The sequence below is a fragment of the Corynebacterium sp. ACRQK genome, from assembly GCF_022345965.1.
GTDB lineage: Bacteria > Actinomycetota > Actinomycetes > Mycobacteriales > Mycobacteriaceae > Corynebacterium.
The window spans coordinates 138,664-156,976 of the sequence record NZ_JAKRMU010000003.1 but is presented as its reverse complement, the minus strand read 5'-3'; the positions used below and the strand labels follow the sequence as shown (position 1 = coordinate 156,976).

General features: G+C 56.0%; 21 protein-coding genes and 3 pseudogenes. 8 read left to right on the top strand and 16 right to left on the bottom strand.

Going from position 1 to position 18,313, the window contains the following annotated elements; all coding sequences use genetic code 11:
- Nucleotides 1-18 precede the first annotated feature (18 nt).
- Both MHX63_RS04925 and MHX63_RS04920 read left to right on the top strand, forming a co-directional pair.
- Nucleotides 19-1,578 (top strand): SulP family inorganic anion transporter, encoded by a 1,560-nt coding sequence (locus tag MHX63_RS04925; protein WP_239387482.1) that lies wholly within the window; start codon nt 19-21, stop codon nt 1,576-1,578.
- 116 nt (nt 1,579-1,694) lie between these two features.
- Nucleotides 1,695-1,959: pseudogene (locus MHX63_RS04920) on the top strand (IS6 family transposase); the annotation flags it as partial.
- 157 nt (nt 1,960-2,116) lie between these two features.
- On the opposite strand, the gene MHX63_RS04915 reads toward MHX63_RS04920, so the two are convergent.
- The 4 genes from MHX63_RS04915 to MHX63_RS04900 all read right to left on the bottom strand — a co-directional run bounded on the left by MHX63_RS04915 (nt 2,117) and on the right by MHX63_RS04900 (nt 3,758).
- Complete coding sequence (locus MHX63_RS04915; protein WP_174232238.1) at nt 2,117-2,431, bottom strand: NIPSNAP family protein; 315 nt, start codon at nt 2,429-2,431, stop codon at nt 2,117-2,119.
- A gap of 99 nt (nt 2,432-2,530) precedes the next feature.
- Nucleotides 2,531-2,860 carry a multidrug efflux SMR transporter gene (locus MHX63_RS04910; protein WP_003849969.1) on the bottom strand — a complete coding sequence of 110 codons (330 nt, stop codon included), beginning with the start codon at nt 2,858-2,860 and terminating at the stop codon, nt 2,531-2,533.
- Nucleotides 2,857-3,216: a multidrug efflux SMR transporter gene (locus MHX63_RS04905; protein WP_048733039.1), complete on the bottom strand. Its 360-nt coding sequence runs from the start codon at nt 3,214-3,216 to the stop codon at nt 2,857-2,859. Before MHX63_RS04905 ends, MHX63_RS04910 begins: the two co-directional genes overlap by 4 nt.
- Entirely contained in the window at nt 3,213-3,758 is a 546-nt protein-coding gene (locus MHX63_RS04900) for a TetR/AcrR family transcriptional regulator (protein WP_034997557.1), read from the bottom strand. Before MHX63_RS04900 ends, MHX63_RS04905 begins: the two co-directional genes overlap by 4 nt.
- A 188-nt stretch (nt 3,759-3,946) precedes the next feature.
- On the opposite strand from MHX63_RS04900, the gene MHX63_RS04895 reads away from it, so the two are divergent.
- Both MHX63_RS04895 and MHX63_RS04890 read left to right on the top strand, forming a co-directional pair.
- A complete protein-coding gene (locus tag MHX63_RS04895; RefSeq protein WP_034659529.1) occupies nt 3,947-4,201 on the top strand; it encodes a hypothetical protein in 255 nt (84 codons plus the stop codon).
- Complete coding sequence (locus MHX63_RS04890) at nt 4,201-4,794, top strand: recombinase family protein (protein ID WP_011117489.1); 594 nt, start codon at nt 4,201-4,203, stop codon at nt 4,792-4,794. The genes MHX63_RS04895 and MHX63_RS04890 overlap by 1 nt, the downstream gene beginning before the upstream one ends.
- An 861-nt stretch (nt 4,795-5,655) precedes the next feature.
- Here MHX63_RS04890 and MHX63_RS04885 read toward each other — a convergent pair.
- The 6 genes and pseudogenes from MHX63_RS04885 to MHX63_RS10480 form a co-directional block, all read right to left on the bottom strand.
- Complete coding sequence (locus MHX63_RS04885) at nt 5,656-5,919, bottom strand: hypothetical protein (protein ID WP_011117479.1); 264 nt, start codon at nt 5,917-5,919, stop codon at nt 5,656-5,658.
- Nucleotides 5,920-6,272: 353 nt separating this feature from the next.
- Nucleotides 6,273-6,690: pseudogene (locus MHX63_RS04880) on the bottom strand (transposase family protein); the annotation flags it as partial.
- Nucleotides 6,691-6,854: 164 nt separating this feature from the next.
- Nucleotides 6,855-7,709, bottom strand: coding sequence for a 23S rRNA (adenine(2058)-N(6))-methyltransferase Erm(X) (locus MHX63_RS04875; RefSeq protein WP_011117480.1), 855 nt, complete (start codon nt 7,707-7,709; stop codon nt 6,855-6,857).
- A gap of 99 nt (nt 7,710-7,808) precedes the next feature.
- Nucleotides 7,809-7,856, bottom strand: coding sequence for an erythromycin resistance leader peptide (locus MHX63_RS10485; protein ID WP_011116968.1), 48 nt, complete (start codon nt 7,854-7,856; stop codon nt 7,809-7,811).
- A 55-nt stretch (nt 7,857-7,911) separates the two neighbouring features.
- A complete protein-coding gene (locus tag MHX63_RS04870; protein WP_370644084.1) occupies nt 7,912-8,832 on the bottom strand; it encodes an IS3 family transposase in 921 nt (306 codons plus the stop codon).
- A 120-nt stretch (nt 8,833-8,952) separates the two neighbouring features.
- Nucleotides 8,953-9,172: pseudogene (locus MHX63_RS10480) on the bottom strand (hypothetical protein).
- A 62-nt stretch (nt 9,173-9,234) separates the two neighbouring features.
- Here MHX63_RS10480 and MHX63_RS04865 point away from each other — a divergent pair.
- Nucleotides 9,235-10,779 (top strand): type ISP restriction/modification enzyme, encoded by a 1,545-nt coding sequence (locus MHX63_RS04865; RefSeq protein WP_370644169.1) that lies wholly within the window; start codon nt 9,235-9,237, stop codon nt 10,777-10,779.
- Between the two features lie 69 nt (nt 10,780-10,848).
- Nucleotides 10,849-11,085 carry an antitoxin gene (locus MHX63_RS04860; RefSeq protein WP_144691027.1) on the top strand — a complete coding sequence of 79 codons (237 nt, stop codon included), beginning with the start codon at nt 10,849-10,851 and terminating at the stop codon, nt 11,083-11,085.
- A 556-nt stretch (nt 11,086-11,641) separates the two neighbouring features.
- Here MHX63_RS04860 and MHX63_RS04855 read toward each other — a convergent pair.
- The 3 genes from MHX63_RS04855 to MHX63_RS04845 form a co-directional block, all read right to left on the bottom strand.
- Entirely contained in the window at nt 11,642-12,592 is a 951-nt protein-coding gene (locus MHX63_RS04855; RefSeq protein ID WP_099299418.1) for a replication protein RepA, read from the bottom strand.
- A gap of 320 nt (nt 12,593-12,912) precedes the next feature.
- Nucleotides 12,913-13,236, bottom strand: a complete 324-nt coding sequence (gene trxA, locus MHX63_RS04850) for a thioredoxin (protein ID WP_099299417.1) — start codon at nt 13,234-13,236, stop codon at nt 12,913-12,915.
- A 94-nt stretch (nt 13,237-13,330) separates the two neighbouring features.
- Nucleotides 13,331-13,606, bottom strand: coding sequence for a CueP family metal-binding protein (locus tag MHX63_RS04845; protein ID WP_239387480.1), 276 nt, complete (start codon nt 13,604-13,606; stop codon nt 13,331-13,333).
- Between the two features lie 41 nt (nt 13,607-13,647).
- Between MHX63_RS04845 and MHX63_RS04840 the strand changes: the two genes are divergently transcribed.
- Nucleotides 13,648-14,358, top strand: coding sequence for an IS6-like element ISCef5 family transposase (locus MHX63_RS04840; RefSeq protein ID WP_035004237.1), 711 nt, complete (start codon nt 13,648-13,650; stop codon nt 14,356-14,358).
- Between the two features lie 271 nt (nt 14,359-14,629).
- On the top strand, nt 14,630-14,821 hold the full coding sequence (locus tag MHX63_RS04835) for a hypothetical protein (RefSeq protein ID WP_239387479.1): 192 nt from the start codon (nt 14,630-14,632) through the stop codon (nt 14,819-14,821).
- Between the two features lie 193 nt (nt 14,822-15,014).
- Here MHX63_RS04835 and MHX63_RS04830 read toward each other — a convergent pair whose 3' ends face one another.
- Genes MHX63_RS04830 through sucC form a run of 3 tightly spaced genes read right to left on the bottom strand, consistent with a single transcriptional unit; the run spans nt 15,015 to nt 18,281 of the window.
- Complete coding sequence (locus tag MHX63_RS04830; RefSeq protein ID WP_239387478.1) at nt 15,015-16,127, bottom strand: glutathione S-transferase C-terminal domain-containing protein; 1,113 nt, start codon at nt 16,125-16,127, stop codon at nt 15,015-15,017.
- Nucleotides 16,128-16,160: 33 nt separating this feature from the next.
- A complete protein-coding gene (sucD, locus tag MHX63_RS04825; RefSeq protein WP_239387477.1) occupies nt 16,161-17,057 on the bottom strand; it encodes a succinate--CoA ligase subunit alpha in 897 nt (298 codons plus the stop codon).
- A 36-nt stretch (nt 17,058-17,093) separates the two neighbouring features.
- Nucleotides 17,094-18,281 (bottom strand): ADP-forming succinate--CoA ligase subunit beta, encoded by a 1,188-nt coding sequence (gene sucC, locus MHX63_RS04820; RefSeq protein ID WP_239387476.1) that lies wholly within the window; start codon nt 18,279-18,281, stop codon nt 17,094-17,096.
- Between the last annotated feature and the right edge of the window lie 32 nt (nt 18,282-18,313).

The window sequence follows — 18,313 nt, the reverse complement described above, 5'->3', positions numbered from 1 at the left end:
CTCAAAGATTGGACATCTATGACTGAAACTAGCACGGCGGCCCCCCGCCCCCTCCTGAGTCCAGACGGCGCTGATGCCCCTACCGGGATCATCGCATCCTTCCGTTACGCATTTTCTTCCCCCGCCCGTATCCGTATAGAGATTCTGGCCGGACTGGCGGTATCCCTGGCGCTGATCCCTGAGGCCATTGCCTTTTCCATCCTTGCCGGTGTTGACCCAGCCATGGGTCTGTTTTCCTCGGTAGTCATGGCCATTGCGATCGCCTTTACCGGTGGCCGCCCGGCAATGACCACCGGCGCCACCGGGGCTATTGCCCTAGTCATTGCTCCTGTGGCGCGTGGTTACGGGATGGATTATTTCATCGCCACCGTCCTGTTGGGCGGTGTCCTACAAATCGTGCTCGGCGCCCTCGGTGTGGCGAAACTTCAGCGTTTTATCCCCCGATCGGTGATGCTGGGTTTCGTCAATGCACTGGGCATTATGATTTTCACCGCCCAACTCGAACACCTCATTGATGTGCCTTGGATAGTCTACCCACTCGTCGGCTTGGGTGTGGTGATCATGATTTTCTTCCCCAAGCTCACCAGTGTGATCCCCGCCCCGCTGGTCACGATTATCGTGCTCACCGGTTTGGTCATTGCCGCCGGTTTGACTGTCCCGACGGTCTCGGACATGGGCAAGATGCCGGAGACCTTACCGTCCCTGTTTATTCCGAACGTGCCGTGGACGTTGGAGACCCTGCAGATCATCGCGCCTTATGCCCTGGCCATGGCCGTGGTCGGTCTCATGGAATCGGTGATGACCGCCAAGCTCGTCGATGACATCACCGACACTCATTCCGATAAAACTCGTGAATCCTGGGGACAGGGGGTGGCTAATATTGCCTCCGGTTTCTTCGGCGGCATGGGTGGCTGCGCGATGATCGGTCAAACCATGATCAACGTCCGCGAATCCGGGGCACGTACCCGCCTATCCACCCTGTTAGCCGGTGTGTTCCTGCTGGTCCTGGTCCTGGCACTGGGCGACATCGTTGGCATGATCCCGATGGCTGCGCTGGTGGCAATCATGATCATGGTCTCGGTCGGCACCATCGACTGGCACTCGGTGCATCCACGCACCCTTAAACTCATGCCGGTCTCTGAGACCATTGTTATGGCCGTGACGATTATTGCCACCCTAGCCACCAGCAACCTGGCCATTGGTGTGGTGTTGGGTGTGGTCACCGCGATGATCATGTTCGCCCGTCGGATGGCACATATCGCTTCCATTGAAAAGGTCTCCGAGATCGACGGCGACGGCGATGGAGAGATTGATACTCGTACCTACCGGGTGCATGGCCAGTTGTTTTGGGCATCAAGCAATGACCTGGTTTATCGCTTTGATTACACCGATTCTGCCCGTCATATCACTATTGATCTCACTGAGGCGGAGATCTGGGATGCCTCCACGGTCGCGACCTTTGACGCGATTACGCAGAAGTTCCAGGACAGAGGCAAAACCGTGTCCATTATCGGGCTCGACGGTCCCAGTCAGGACCGGCTGAACCGCCTGTCTGGCCGGCTTGGCACCGGCCACTAACATCCCCCGACTCGAGCACATCGACTTGGCGCCCCAACTTATAACCGGGGCGCCAGTTTATTGGTGCTGTTGCACAGTTGGGGCAGTAGGAAGAGTGACGTGAAATAGTCACAGCCATGGGTATCTTCTCCGGTCGTCATTTCCCCCGTGACATCATTCTATGGGCAGTGCGGTGGTACTGCCGCTACGGGGTGAGCTACCGCGATCTGGAGGAAATGATGACTTCAGCGGGGCGTGCCGGTCGATCACACCACGATCTACCGCTGGGTCCAGAAATACGCCCCTGAGCTGGACAAGCAAACACGGTGGTACCGGCAGGTACCTGACTGCCAGGCCAGTTCCTGGCGGGTCGATGAGACCTATATCCGAGTCGGCGGCAGGTGATGCTACCTCTATCGGGCGATCACCGCCGGTGGCCAGACCGGTATAGGATAGTCGCTTTATAGGTCCATGCTGATTCGCGCTCTGGGGTACACCCATCTGTACGCGCTGACCTGCGGCGTTGTGGGTTGTGCCGAGCGTGCTGCCGGAGTCCCTTTCAGTGTCCCTGGGGTAGGAGCGGCCGCATGAAGGTGCGCTCGTACCGCAGGACGCACTCGGACTCGTCTCGAATCCGGTCAGCGGCGATGAAGTCCGAGTGGGTGCCGAACAAGGTGCGGTACTGCTCGTAGGCAGCCAGGCTGGGGAAGCTGAACAGGGATTCCGCACGGTCACTCACACCTTCCGCGGGTAGGTAGTACCCGTGGTGGGTGCCGCCGTGTTCGTCGACATGCCGCATCCAAGCGCGGGCGAACTGTTCAAAGGCTGCGATCTGGTCGGGGTCGATGGTGTAGTGGACGACACAGGTGATCACATCCACAACGCTAGGCCCACAGGCGCTCATTGGGGAGCCTTTGTCTGTGCGCCTCGTGGTGCAGCACACCAATCTGCCTGGTTTACCTGCGGAAATGCGTCAGTTCGCCAAGTTGGCGCCGAGTTCAACGGTGAGAACTCCGACGGCGATGAGGAGGATGCCGAGGGCCATGGTTCGGGTGAGGGGTTCGTGGAAGATGACCCGGGCGAGGATCGCGGTGAGAGCTACGCCGGATGCTGCCCAGATGCCGTAGGCGACGCCAAGGGCCATGCCGTCGGCCAAGGCGAGACTTAAGGCGACGAACGCCACGAGATACCCCGCGATGACGCCGATGAACCATTTCTTCACCCGGCCACCGTCGGAGGCTCGTAGCGACATGGTCGCGACGACTTCGGACAAGATGGCGCCTGCGAGGAAGATCCATCTCATGAGTTGACTCCTGCTTCCTGGGCTGCGGTTTGCTGAGCTTTCTGGGAGCCGAGTTCGACGGTGAGGACACCGCTGATGATCGCAACCATTCCAAGACCCATCACAGCGGTCAGAGGTTCACCGAAAATCGCGGCGGATAGCACGGCGGCGAGCACGACCCCGCTGGCTCCCCAGATGCCATAGGCGACGCCGATCTGCATTCCTTCGCGCAGGCAGAAGGTGAGGAAGACGAAAGTGCCGATGTATCCGGCAGCAACCACGATGTACCAGGATGGGTGATTGAGCGCCGCCTTGAGAGACAGCGTCGCCGCCACTTCGGTAGTGATGGCGCCAGCGAGCAGGAACCACTGCTTCATGGGGTTGTTCCTTCGATCAGGGAGCGAATGCTGGAGACGACGGCTTCGAGATCCGCGCCGTGGAGGGTGGACACACCTGTGGCCTGGGCGCCCCAGAGTCCGTCGGCGGCGAGTCGGGCGGTGGTCAGCCTGGCTCGGGTGGCGGCGTCGAGATCGTCCGGGAGTTCGAGCCAGCGGCCCATCCGCGTAGTCCACGGTTCGGTGAGTTCGGGCCGATACGTCGCTTGGCCCCAGATGATGAACTCGGCGCGCTTGGCGGCCCCGTGGGCGGCGACGTGAACGTAGCTCAGGAGCCGCTCGGTGGCGTTGGCGTTCTCGAGGGGCTTGCCAAGGGTGGCAGTCATGTCGTTCTCGACGTTGGCCGCAGCGTGGTCGACGATCGCGGCGAGCAGTACGTCGCGGTTGCGGAAGTGATATAGCAATCCCGGTTTGGTGAGCCCGGCCTCGTGGGTCACTGCGTCAAGGGTAATGTCGCCACCCTCCGCTGCGTTCATGACGCGGAGGGCAGCTTCCAGGATCTCGGAGCGCTGACTGGTTCGCATATAGCTAACTTTACCATTTGGTAGGTGAAGCCTTCAACTGCGGGCGCTGGTAGGGGCACCTGGGGTACACCCTATTGTTACGCCGGTGTGCGGCAGAATGTTTCCTGTAAAATAGGGCCGTTCCTAGCATTGTTTTACACGTGTCTAGCGGGGTCTAAGCCTTATGTTTACAGAAAGTGGTGAGTGTGATGTTATCGTCTGACGGTTTCCATATTGAAAGTCATATTGACTCTGTACCCGCGTTGGCGCGGGTGAAAGATCTGCATGGTGGACTCTCGTCGGGGCAGCAGGCGTTGGGCAGGATTGTACAATCCTTGCTTGCTGACGCTGATGGCCTCGACGGTGTTCAGCTTTATGCCCTCTCGGATGCAATCGAGTCGTATCGTGATGCAGTCATAGAACAAGAGAATGCCGCCTTTAAACCTTCGCGGAGCGAAGACTAATGGTCAATGACTCTGGTTCGCATGGGCAGCGGGTGGGCTATATCCGTGTCTCCACGGTGGAGCAGAATAATCAGCGCCAGAAAGAACTACTCAATGCTTCCGGCAGGATTGACCGGTTTTTTGAAGATAGGATTTCCGGCCGCACCAAGACTGCCCGCCCTGGACTTGTCGAGTGTATGGCGTACGTGCGAGACGGTGACGAACTTGTCGTGTCGTCGATTGACCGTCTCGCCCGATCGCTGACAGATCTGCGCGGTATTGTTGATGAACTTACCGGCAAGGGTGTGACTGTTACTTTCCTGCATGAGAATCTCGCGTTTGCGAAAGACACGTCCGATCCGCGCGCGGATTTAATGCTCGGAATTCTCGGTAGCTTCGCGGAGTTTGAGCGGGCCATTATCCGCGAGCGCCAGGCGGAGGGGATTGCGTTGGCGAAAAAGGCCGGAAAGTACAAAGGCCGCAAACCCGCTCTTAGCCCGCAGCAAGTAGCGGAGATTAAACGGCGCATATTGGCAGGGGAGTCAAAGGCAGCACTAGCGCGGGAATTTGGGGTAACCCGTCCTACGGTGTATCGAGCATTGAAAAACACCTAGGGTAGTGCAGCCGTGATGGTAGATCAGCGCGCCCATGAGCCCCGTCATATGTCTTGCCATATGGCGGGACATATGTTTAGGCATATGCTAAAGCATATGTCGGCAGTTATGTAGCACTGCCAGCATTTTCGTGCGTCTAGATAGGGTGACAGGCAGAGAAATTAGCGGTGTTGAGTGCAGCTGCAAGTAGCACTGTACGGGTTTCCCCTCATGGGCGGCTTTTATAAAGGCAGGGGTGAAATCATGCTTCTAGGTCTCGTCAGGGGTGGCTGCTAACGTTAGTGCCGGTTCACAATCATGCCCCGCCACCTGTGGTGGGGCGTGGGCGTGACTTCCTCGTCGGTGCGCGGTAAGGCCCGCGCGTGACGTGGGCTGTCCCGCGCGCCTTTTTCAGGCGAGCGGACAACCCTACGACGTAAAGGGAGGTAGACAATGGGTAAACACTCATTGGATACACCCGGTCGCAAAAGAAAAGACCTTGATGCCACCAAGCTTGACTGGCTAGATGTGGCTACCAAGGTCATAGTTCTTGTGACCGTAATCGTGAAGCTCGTTACCGCGATGCTTCACGTGGGTCTTTAGGCCCGAGGGTCTCAACGAGCTGGCACTCGTTGGGGCTCTTTTTATTGTGCAGCCGCAATTCAGGGATGAACTGTGCTGTCACTTTTTAGGCTAATGGGCGCGCGAAGGTTTCGCAATACTCCCACACTGAGCCCGTAGCCCTCCTTTTCTCTACTGCGGGCGGGAATCTGCGTATTCGTGCGCCCGCGAGTCCTGCCATATGGCGGAACATATGTTTAGGCATATGTTATAGCGTATGTTCCGCCATATGCTAAAGCATATGTTCTGTGTTATGCAGGTTTACCTGCTAGTTCTTGCGTTTAGGCGGAGTCCGAAAATGGTAATCCACAAGGCTAGTAGGCCGAAGGAGATGAGCAGTGCGGCCAGTTCTCGCGAGAGACCGGCCTGGGTGAAAAGGAAGGAGGGGACAAGGATCATTGCTGCGCTTATGCTGCCTCCAAGCGCGGCGTAATACATACGGTCTTCTGGCCGTTCGCGGCGGATGGTCTGGATGATTAAGACGAAAAGTACTGCGAGTGCGGCGAGGGTGATGGTCGTGTACATTCCTTCTCCTTTCGGGACTGGTGCCCATTTTATCGGTGAGGGTGTGCACGGTCTGTGTGCTGCGTTTTCCAAGAGTCAGGGTGTGTTAGTGTTATCCCCCGTAAGATCCTGATGAGCAGTTGAACAAACTGCACCACCGGAAGTAACAAACTCGAAAGGGTATGTTACCTCCGGTTTCTTTCATTTTTCAATCTTTGAGGTGCGAAGATTGCACGCGTGGGGATTGAGGGTGTGAATCCCACTGTCGTGGGTTTGATGAGGTAGTCGATGTTGCGGAAGCTTTGGCATCGGCGTGCGTTGTGCTCCGTACGTTGTTTCAAAAACGGGTTTCATCAAACGGAACAAAACCTGGGACACTTCATATCCCACCCCAGGCCTAATGACTTGGGTGCAGCGGCAACGCTCATCCGATTTAGGCAGAGTCGTTGCAGGATCCAGTGGGTCACCTGGTCCGTGGTCTTTGAATTGTCGGGCGCGCAGGCAAGGCCAGCACGGAAGATCTTCTGCAAGCAACGCTTGTTGGTGCACCGGTAGCGTGGAAGGCGCACATGAAGTTGTTGGGTGGCCGACGATGGGCAGATCGACCAGGCTGCGGATGACGTGGTCGCGGAATACTCCAGGCTGCCCGCAGGTAGGGCATTCATTGATCGGCTCGACGGGTTCGGCTTCAATAACAGTGACGTCACCGTTTTCTGTGGCACCGGTGATAGTAGTTCCTAGTTTTGCGGTGCGGCAGATGGTATCGACGATGACATTTCCGTTAGGCTGCACAGTAGGTCCTTAGTTTTGTACGGATGGATTAGATACCTTTTTCCTACAAAGCCAAGGACCCCAATATCTTGTGCCACGCCCGAACCCCCGGCGAACTAATCAATGCACTCTAAAACCGGAAGAGCCCTTTTAGTACTACTGGTGGATTTCGGTTTTGGTGGGGATTAACGCCGCCGGCTTCGGTTTTTCCGTTGAGGAGGTCGTTGACTACTTCCCGATGGTGAAATGGGTCGATGGTGAGGTAGAGAGGAACCAGTCACCTGGAAGAGATCGATCCAGTCGTTGGTGTGCAATCTGGGAGGTAGGGTCGCGGGGTCGATTCCTCGCGAGCGCAACCATGATTGTGTTTCTGAACGTGATGAAAACAACCCTGCCCTTCGGAGAATTTCCCCTATCCCGCGTCCCCGGGCAGTGAAAACGGTGTGCACCATCGCCTGAAAGGCTTTGCGCTGCTCTATCGGAATCTTCGGGTCACCCACCCGGCGGATCACTAAGATCCCCCCGTCAACGTTTGGCTGTGGCCGGAAAGCAGACCTTGGTACCCGAGAACCCAGGTGAAATGTGAACCATGGGGACCACTGAGCCGTCATCATCGTGCTTGCGCCTACCCCGGCCCGGCGGCGAGCGACTTCCCACTGCATGAGGAGTACAGCGTCAGTCCATGCTGGCGCATGCAGCAACTTTCGAAGAATGGCAGTGGTGAGGTGAAAGGGAATGTTTCCCACAATGACGCAGGGAGTGGCGGGTAACCGGAAGTTAAGGAAATCATCATGGACCACTTCGACCGCCGCCGAGGAGGTTTCTTGTGTGATTTTGGCAGCTAGTTTTGCGTCCACTTCAACTGCCGTTATCGCCCTCCCCAAGTGGGCCATCGGGTGAGTGAGGGCACCGCTTCCTGGTCCGATCTCAATGATGGGGCCGGAGGTTTGTTTCACAAGGTCGATGATGGAGTTGATGATCTTGTGGTTGGTGAGAAAATTTTGGCCATGCTCGTGACGGCCGTGTCCGTATGCAGACATCAGGTGTGCTCCTTGGATTTGAAAGGGAGCCGGGCATGACAAATAGCCGCCCGGCTAAAGGACCGGAGCGGTTTTTAACCTACGGGGTAGGAAACCGCCTTAGCGGTTGGTGCGCAACCGCAAGAAAGCGGTACCTGAAATCAACATGGGTCTAATTATATCCATTTAAATTCGCGGGTGTGAAGTGCCCCGGGTTTTGTTCCTAGGCGTTTGCCTTGATTTCTATTATTGCTTGCGGCGGGTGCTGGTCCCAAAATTCGGTTTCCACTTCAGCTGGCGTGCGGTAGCCCAAGCTTTGGTGAAGCCTCGTCTCGTTCCACCATGACACCCACTCAAACGTCGCGATTTCCACCTCGACAACCTCATCCCACCTGCGAGTATGGATCAGCTCGTTTTTGTAGGAACCATTAACGTTTTCCGCCAGAGCATTGTCATAGGAGTCGCCAACAGTTCCGGTGGAAGCGGCAATCCCGTGCTGGGCAAGACGCTCGTTGTAGACAACGCTGACATACTGCGAGCCGTGATCCGAATGATGAATGAGACCTGTTGTTTCCTCAGCAGACGCGATCGCCTGGTTGAGAGCTTGCAGCGGCAACGCTTCGGTGCGCATGGAATCTGATAACGCCCACCCAACGATCCGTCGGGAGTAAACATCGGTGACAAACGCGGCATACACAAAGCCTTTCTTCGTGCGCACGTAGGTAATATCAGCCACCCACAGCTTGTTCGGGCCTTCGGCTTTGAATTCTCGCTCCACCAAGTCCGGGCGCAAATCCGGCCTTTGAGGTGTGCGAGTGGTCATAGGCGAGCGGCCTTTGCCTTTGCCTGATACACCGGCTAGACGCATCAGCCGCGCGGTTTGTTCACGACCGATATCGATTCCGTCACGATGAAGAGCATGCCACATTTTCCGCACACCGTAGATGCCGTAATTATCCCGATGGATAGCACTAATGCGTTCAACCAGCACAGCATCACGAAGGCCGCGAGCACTTACCCCACGGGCCTTGGACTGACGATACCCACGCGAGGTGATGAACCCACCAGCGCGGTTATTTTTCAACGTCTTACAGATGAACTCGACAGAGAAACGATTCCGGTATTCATCGATGAACCGGATCATTTCCGACGTTTTGGACCTGGTTCCGACGCGAAAAAAGCTGAGGCAGCCTTTAAAAGTTCATTGGTGTCGCGTAGCTCTTGATTTTCACGGCGAAGCCTCGCGTTTTCGGCGGCCAGATCTTCAGGCACGGGTTCTGGGATGTTTCCCGCACGGCGGGCCTGCCAAAGTCCATTGACGGGCTGTGTGCCATGACACCCCCAGCTTTGGGGCTACTGCCTGGCACGCGGCTTGCATCGACATATTTTCCGCCAAGATGCGGTCCTCTACAAGACGGACCACACGATCCTTCGCATCCTGGTCAAATTTTCTTGGCATATTCCAGATTTTCCCATCTACTCAAACGGAACAAAACCTGGGACACTTCAAGCGACCGGATATCTTAACGGCCCTGGGTTTAAAGGCATGCGCGAATGGATACGCCGTAATACCTCACGCGGTTGGATTATTAATCTCACCCCAGAAGGCATGCAACCACCTGCAAAAAACGCCGTATTTAACATCGAAACGCCCGTAGGTATCGGCCTTTTTATCCGCAATAAAGAAAACGACGAAGCCGAACCAGCTGAGATTAAATACATCGACCTACATGGCACTCGGGAAGAAAAGTTCAGTGAACTCAGGGACCTTGACCTCGACAGTGACAGTTTTCAAGACACTGGTGATAGTTGGGACGCTGGATTTACTCCTAAAACTAATGAGCAATGGGGACATTACCCAGCGCTCAACGATATGTATCCATGGACTGCGCCTGGGGTTAAACCAAACAAAACCTGGGTGTACGCACCAGAACGCGCCATCCTAGAGCAGCGTTGGGATGAACTCATACAAGAAACAAGCCTGGAGAGAAAACGAGAATTATCCAAAGAAACTAGCTCTACAAAAATTGATGCTTCAAAATCTCCTTTACCTGGTTTAGATACTGAACAAGACACTGGACACCCCTTGGTCAGTGTGGAGTGGCCAAGCCGCCCAACAATCGTTGAAGTGGGGTATAGGTCTTTTGACCGCCAGTACATCATTGCCGATAGTCGTGTCCTGGACAGGGCAAGGCCAGATCTATGGGCGGCACGCTCTTCAGAACAAGTATTCCTAGTTGAATTTCATTCGCGTCACCCCAAATCTGGCCCTGGCCTTATGTTTTCTAGCTTGATCCCCGATATGAACAGCTTCAAAGGAAGCGACGGTGGGCGAGCGCTTCCTATGTTGCACCCTGATGGTCAACCTAACGTTGCTCCTGGGCTGCTAGCAGCATTATCGGAGCGCTTCGGTAGAGAGATTACGGTACAAAAACTTACTGCTTATATTGCAGGTATTTCCGCCCACCCTGGATATGTAGAAGCATTTGATGAAGAACTGCATTATAGCGGCAATCGTGTGCCACTTACCGTCGATGTAGAGCTGTGGGATAAGGCTGTAGAAATTGGTCAGTTCATTATCTGGCTACATACTTTTGGCGACCGTGGGCACGCACCGAATAACGCAAAGAGTCTGTTTGATGTTGAAAGCACGCTGCCGCTGCCAACCTATGACACTGCCGTTGGTGTTGGAATGCCGGACGATGTTACCTACGACGAGACAACCCAAACTATTTATCTAGGCAAGGGCAGCTGGTCGAATGTGTCACCAGCCGTGTGGAACTACACAGTGGGTGGAAACTCCACAATCAAATCCTGGGTAGGTTATCGCCGTAAAAAACCTAAAGGCAGAAAGTCCTCACCACTCGATGACATCATCACCACAAGCTGGCCGACACAATGGTCAAGACAGTTTCACGAACTGCTAGTTACGCTTGCCCATTTAATTCAGCTCGAAGCTGAACAGAAGGAACTCCTGGAGCAAATCATTGCTGGCGAACAACTAACTAAAGACGAATTAGCCTTTCATGGGGTGCAGTGGCCAGCAGAAAATAAAGATCGGAAACCACACTTTCCAGGCGATCTATTTTAAAATTCTGGCTATTAGACATTTGTTCGAAAGCCAGGAGATTATGTCGAAGCAGTGTGCAACAATAACGTCATGACTCGCCCAATTGATGAGCTGTTGCGCCAAGCTGGTGTGCCGTCGTTAGGGTCAAACAACGGCACACTCAGTGGTGGAGAGATGGCAATCGCACGTATTGTCAGTGCTCTGCGAGCAGATTGGGACAGGCTCGATGGTCAACAACAACGTGCGCTTATTACAGCGCTGGAAGCGTCCACACAGGCCACCGAAGAAGCCGAAGCATTCGTGCTGAATCAACTCAAGAAGCACTAAATCGCTCAAGCCCTGCCTGAGGGGCTAGAGGCAGGGCTTGAGTGTGACAGTGACCGTCCGGGGGGGGGGGGGAGGGAGCGGTCTACAAACTATTCTGCGGAGCTTCGACAAAAGTAACAAGGGCGTGCCCACTCCAGTGAGCATTGACAGTAAGGATGAAATTATTGGGGTTCCTTTGTGAGAGTTCTCTTTAAAGATTCTTTGGTTATCTGTAGTCCTGGAGGCTGTGGTCAGTGAGTAGTCCAGGTTGTCTCGGTGGCAACCAAATCTTTGATTTGGGCGGCAGCACAACCGAACGTTAGTGAGGGCGTGAGCCACGATGGAATCTTATTTACTAGTTAGCGTTAGCGTTGACTGGTTGGTTTACCCCTGCTGGATATAGTTCTACAGTTTATAGTTATAAGCGACCAGGGGAAATAGATAAAATCCCAGTTCAAGCTCTGTGGATAACTGCTTGGATATTGGTAAATATGCGCAGCCGTATTGGTAAATATGCGCAGCCTGACCAGGGCATAAAGAAAGCGCCCACAAGGGGGCGCTCACTCGTTGATGAGTATTAATCCAGCTGCGGACGTGGCGGTTTTTTCTCAACTGAGGGAGATGTCTTAGTGACGGTGACTCCATCGAGGTCGGCTTTTATTCCACAATTACGCCATATCGCCTGAACATCGTGGATGGCTTTCTTGATTTCGTTGCGGAAGTTCACCCAGTCTTGCCCTGATACTAGCTCTTTGGTGGCGAAGCTTTGTGCCATCATGTCCCAGGTAAAAAGGTAGGAGTCTCGGTTGTTTTTGCTAAGCCAAAACTGCTTGACCGTTAGCCAGATATAAATGTCCATTGACCGTGGCTTGGTGAGCTGGCGTAGTACAGCAAGGTCGATAGGGATGGGGGCTTCGACAATGTGCTGGAAAAATTGTGGCGTGAGTTTGATGTAGGACTCGATGAAGCTTCCCTGATTAGGGTCGCGTGCATCAAACCATAAGTCCCATTCATCCATAATTTGAGTGTGTTTACCACGTGCGCGTACGCCATCGTCCTCTTTGACGGTCACGCGAGCATCAGCCAGGCGCAATAATTGCTCGCGGATATTGGCCAAGTTCCCTGTTGCGCCACCTGTGCCGCGTCCAGTTACTCCGATGGCTTGGAGGAAGTGGTTCATGGAGTGTCCGAGAGGGATGCGGACTGCTTGCTCAAGGTCTATTTTGCCTGCTTTGAGCTTTCCTGCGTTTTCCACGGCACGGGTGACGATGTAGGCCATGATTAGTCGGGGATATTTGCCGTAGGGCAATCCTCCATCGGCGTAGACAACGATTCGGCCTTGTGCTGTCTCTATGACTCGTTTTTCTTCGTCGGTCTTGCGGTATGGAAATAATGCTTGGACGAAGAGTTTGGATGTGTAGCCAATGTCTTGGGCGTTTATAAGTTCTTTTGCTTGATTAACTTCTCGGTCTTGGGCAGTCTTTTGGGCTGCTTGAAGCTGAGCAATTTTTTCTGGTGGCAGTGCCATGGAAGAATCCCTTTTCTGGTGACACTGCTTAACTTCTTGCAAACCGTGTATTTGGTGTATATGAACGAGGACAGAGGGCCACGCCCGTCGCCGGAGTTCGTGGAATGGCTTATGGATCTGCCAGTCAGATGGATTACCGACACGATGGGCGGACTGACTGCAAATCAGCAGAAGACCGCCTTCGGTAACGGGGTCCTGCCACTTCAAGCGCTCGTTGCACTGCGCAGTCTTGCATTACGTATGCAATCACGCTGAGTCGGGCGACCATCAACTGCCGCGCAACGGTCGGCGGAGTTCGGGAACGGTTCGACGGCCGAGCCTCAGATAATGCCTTCGAGGCGTTGCTCGATCTGCGGCTTCGGCATCGCCCCAATGATCTCGCGCACGATTTCACCCTTGTCGAAGACCTTCATCACAGGGATCGAACTGATGTTGTAGCGTGAGGCGATGTCGGGGTTCTCGTCGACATTGAGCTTGGCGATGAGGAGCTTTCCATCCTGCTCAGCTGCAATCTGGTCCAGGACCGGCGCGATCGCACGGCACGGGCCGCACCAGGCTGCCCAGAAGTCCACGAGAACGGGGACCTCGCTCTGGAGCACAACCTCTTCGAAGGCCTGGGTGTCGACGGTGGTGACTTCGCTCATGGGACTGCTTTCCTTCCTATTACACGTCGCGTGCGATAGACCGCGCGCACATCACAACACCCTACCCGGTGGGGGTATTCCCGTGGTGCTAGTTTTAGACCAGTCGCATCGTGGTCAGGCAGGTTTGCGCATCGTCGCCGACGGTCGAAAGTTCGGAGGTGACGGTCTGGCCGTCGTGGGTGATCGAGATCGATGTCTCGATGCCTCGGGGCAGCCAGATCCCGACGAAGCCGTTGTCGAGGGTTCTCAACTCCTCGTCGACGATCGTCTCGCCGGTCGTCGCATCCGTCACCGTTACGGCCACGTCTGCGTTGCGCAGCTCGCCCAGGCATCCGGTCGGGCTGTGGTAGTAGCAATGGTGCTGTTGCAAAGTTCGGGCGACAGGAAGACCTGCGTGAAATAATCACAGCCATGGGCATCTTCTCCGGTCGTCATTTCCCCCGTGAAATCATCCTGTGGGCGGTCCGGTGGTACTGCCGCTACGGGCTCAGCTACCGCGATCTGGAAGAAATGATGACCGAACGCGGCGTACCGGTCGATCACAGCACCATCTACCGCTGGGTCCAGAAATATGCTCCTGAGCTGGACAAGCAGACCCGGTGGTACCGACAAGTCCCGGATTGGCAGGCCCGGTCCTGGCGGGTGGACGAGACCTATATCCGGGTCGGGGGAAAGTGGTGCTACCTCTATCGGGCCATCACCGCGGGTGGGCATACCCTGGATTTTTACCTGTCCCCAAAGCGTAATGTCGCCGCAGCGAAGCGTTTCCTGGCCAAGACCCTGAGGTCGAACACGATAACCGGGTTCCCGCGGGTGATCAACACCGATAAAGCACCCTCCCTGGCCAGGGCAATCGCCGAGTTGAAGTCAGAGGGAATCTGCCCGCAGACCGTGGAACACCGGCAGGTGAAATACCTCAATAACGTCATTGAAGGAGATCATGGGCGGCTGAAACGGATCCTCGGACCGAAGGGGGCGTTCAAAAACCGGACCTCGGCGTACCGGACGTTGAAAGGGATGGAAGCGATGCACTCATTACGGAAAGGCCAGGGCGCGATGTTTGCCTACGAGCAACCGAACCCGGATGCGGTGATCGTCAGCCGGGTGTTCGAGGCTGCCTGAGAACGCCGACCCGCAGCGAGCATCAGAGGATGAAGACTGGGTCGTCACGGCTCTCCGCCTGAAGTTTGCAACAGCACCCACCGTGCCAATGTTGGACGCGCGGTGTGAGAAGTTCTGGCGAGAGCGGATCAAAACAATTGGCCCCGGCGATCCGCTCATTCCCGCACCGGGGGATGCGCACTCGCACTGGCGGACAGATAATGCCGTCAAGGCATGTGCAGCGCTCTACCGCGATATCGGCGCCCGGCTTGAAGACGAGACTATTTCAACCATGAGATCTCACGCCTGGCGCACGGTACTCAATAACCGCGCGATCGCTCGTGGAGTTCCCGCTGAGATCCGCAGCGCTTTTTTCGGTCACACCGAAGCATTGAACGCTCGAAACTACACGGACCTCACCGACGTTTCGGCCATGCAGTCGGCGCTTGCGGGTGGTGCACTAGACGGTGCACTGGGGGCATGATCCTGAATGATCCTGAATGATTCCCGATGATCGTTTAAGTCCATGAAATGCGAGGTTATCTACCGATAACCCCTGATAGGCTTGAATGTGATCCGATAACCCAGAGGTCGTAGGTTCGAATCCTGCCCCCGCTACAAATTAATCCCCTCGCTGGTTGAAATACCGGCGAGGGGATTTTCTCGTTGCGAAAGGCCTAGTCCAATCCGAATAGCTCCCGCTGGAATTGCGTGGGGTTCTTCAGCCGCTCGGCGTCCGGCAACTTACCTGGCAGGGTGGTGCCCTCAGCAAACGGTGCACCCGGCAGGTGGTCGCGGCCATGGGGTTGCGCCAGTCCTGAGAGCTCCGGGCCGGCCGGGACGACCTGCGTGGGATTCACCTCGCGGTGGACGATGTAATAGTGCTGCTTGATCTCCTTGAAGTCGGTGGTATCGCCGAACCCAGGGGTTTGGAACAGCTCGCGCACGTAGCCGTAGACGTTCGGCATCTCGGTGATCTTGTTCCGGTTCGTCTTGAAGTGCCCGTGGTAGACAGCATCGAAGCGGATCAGGGTGGCATATGCCCGGATGTCGGTCTCCGTGATGTGCTCACCCATGATGAATCGCCGGTTTTCCAGGCGCTCCTCCAACCAATCGAGGACCTCGAATACATCCTCATAGGCTTGCTCATAAGCTTCTTGTGACGCCGAAAACCCAGCCCTGTACACGCCGTTATTGAACTTTCGGAAGATAAAGTCGTTGATCTCCTCCATCTCCTCCCACTGCTCTGCCGGTGGAAGCAGGTTGGGAGCGCCGGCCCGCTGGTACTCGGTCCATTCAGTTTGGAAGTCGCGGACGATCGAATTGAAATCATTGGTCACGACCTTGCCGCTGGCTTCTTCCACCAACGTCGGCACTGTTATGCCGCGCGGGTAGCCCGGGAAACGCTTAAAGTACGCATCCTGTAGGCGGGGGATCTGCAGCACGGGATCGACGCCACCCGGATCCAGATCGAAGGTCCAGGAGCGCTTGTCGTGGGTAGGGCCTGCCAACCCCAGGGAGATCACATCTTCCAGCCCCAGCAGGCGCCGTACGATGACCGCGCGGTGCGCCCACGGGCAGGCGCGTGCGGCGATCAGACGGTAGCGGTTCGGCTGCACGGGCCAGTGCAGTACGTCGGCACCGGCAGGCTGCGGTTCCTCGCTGGTGACGGAAGCGACGATGCGGTCACCGATGTAATTGGTATCCCGCTTGAATTCGCCGTCTTTCGAGGCATTTTGGGCATCGCCGGCCCAGCCTTTCTGTGAATCCTTCTGAGCTTTTGTGGCCATGCCCGTCCTCTCTGTTGTTTGCCCTAGCTAGTTTTAAGCTTCGCCGATCTCTGCGAGCACTTCCCGCATCAGTTCCGCTGCCTGGGTGGGAGTCTTACCCACCCGCACGCCAGCTTCCTCCAGCGCGACCTTCTTCGCCTCAGCCGTGCCCGAAGAACCGCTGACGATAGCTCCGGCATGCCCCATGGTCTTGCCCTCTGGGGCCGTGAAACCTGCGACGTAGCCCACCACAGGCTTAGTGACGTTCTTGGCGATGTACTCGGCGGCGCGCTCCTCAGCATCGCCACCAATTTCGCCGATCATGATGATCGCCTTGGTCTCTGGATCATTTTGGAAGGCCTCGATCGCATCGATGTGGGTGGTGCCGATAATAGGATCGCCGCCGATGCCAATGCAGCTAGTGAATCCCACATCAGAGAGCTCGTGCATCACCTGGTACGTCAGTGTGCCGGACTTGGATACCAGGCCGATCTTGCCAGCCTTGCCAGCGGCATCAGAGGGGATGATGCCCGCGTTGGACTGGCCGGGGGAAATGATGCCAGGGCAGTTCGGCCCGATGATGCGGGTCTTGGAGTTCTTTGCCAGGGCGAAGAAGCTTGCCGTGTCGTTGACCGGCACGCCCTCTGTAATGACCACAACCAGCGGCATTTCCGCCTTGATTGCCTCTTCTGCCGCAGCCTTGGTGAACTTCGCCGGGACGAAGATAACCGAGACATTTGCGCCAGTCTTTTCCATTGCCTCAGCAACGGAGGCGAAAACAGGCACCTGCTTGCCGCCTTCAAAGGTGACCGTCTGTCCGCCCTTGGAGGGGTTCACGCCGCCGACAATGTTGGATCCGGAGTCCAGCATGCGTTGGGAGTGCTTCATGCCCTCCGAACCGGTCATTCCCTGGACGATGATCTTGGAATCGCGATCTAGAAAAATAGCCATAATTTTCAGTCCTCTACCTGTTGGAATCCGTGGTGCTTATTTGTTCTGATCAGCCTGGGAAGCCAGCTCCGCGGCCTTGCGCGCGGCGCCGTCCATCGTGTCGTCCCGCTGCAGATTCGGCAGGTTGGCATCGTCCAAGAGCTTCCGTCCCGCTTCGGCATTGTTGCCATCCAGACGGACAACTAGGGGTTTTGGCTCGATTCCTTGGGCATGGAGGATCTTGTAAGCCTGAATGATTCCATTAGCAACCTCATCGCATGCGGTGATTCCACCGAAAACGTTGACCAAGATCGACTTGACCTGTTCATCTGCAAGGATTACTTCCAAGCCATTGGCCATGATCTCAGCATCGGCACCACCGCCGATGTCCAGGAAGTTGGCGGGCTTCGGGGAGCCGGGAAATTCCTCGCCGGCGTAGGCGACCACATCCAGGGTGGACATCACTAGACCGGCACCGTTGCCGATTACGCCCACCGAGCCGTCCAACTTCACGTAGTTCAAGCCCATCGTCTGGGCCTTCAACTCCAGCGGATCGGTGGTGTTGTGATCTGCTAGCTCGGAATGCTCCGGGTGGCGGAAGCTTGCATTGTCGTCCAAGGTCATCTTGCCGTCAATGGCCAACAGCTCCCCAGAATTGGTCTTGACCAACGGGTTAACTTCGACCAAAGTGGCGTCTTCGCCAACGTAAGCCTCGTAGAGCTTCTGCAGAACGGGCTCAAGCTTGTCCACATCGTCTGCGGGGAAGCCTGCGTCTTCTGCAATTTCGCGAGCAATGGAATCCGTCAGCCCCTCCAGCGGGGAGAAGTTGCACCGGACAAGCGCCTCCGGCCGCTCCTCGGCCAGCTTCTCAATGTCCATGCCGCCCTCGCGTGACAGCATGGCAAGGTACTGGCGTTGCGTGCGGTCCAGCATGATGGAGAAGTAGTACTCCTCGGCGATGTCCGCCCCCTCGGCAACCATGACCTTGCGCACGGTGTGCCCCTTAATATCCAGCCCCAGAATGTCCTTCGCCGCCGCGGCTGCTTCGGCCGGCGAGTGGGCCAGTTTCACACCCCCAGCCTTGCCACGGCCGCCAACCTTCACCTGGGCCTTTACGATTACGGTGCCGCCTAGCTTCTCAGCAGCCCGTTCAGCTTCCGCAGATGATGTGGCAACGATGCCCTGCAGGACAGGTACGTTGTAGTTTTCGAAAAGATCTCGAGCTTGGTACTCGTATAGATCCACTTAAATTCTCCATACAGTCTGTAGGTGGGAAA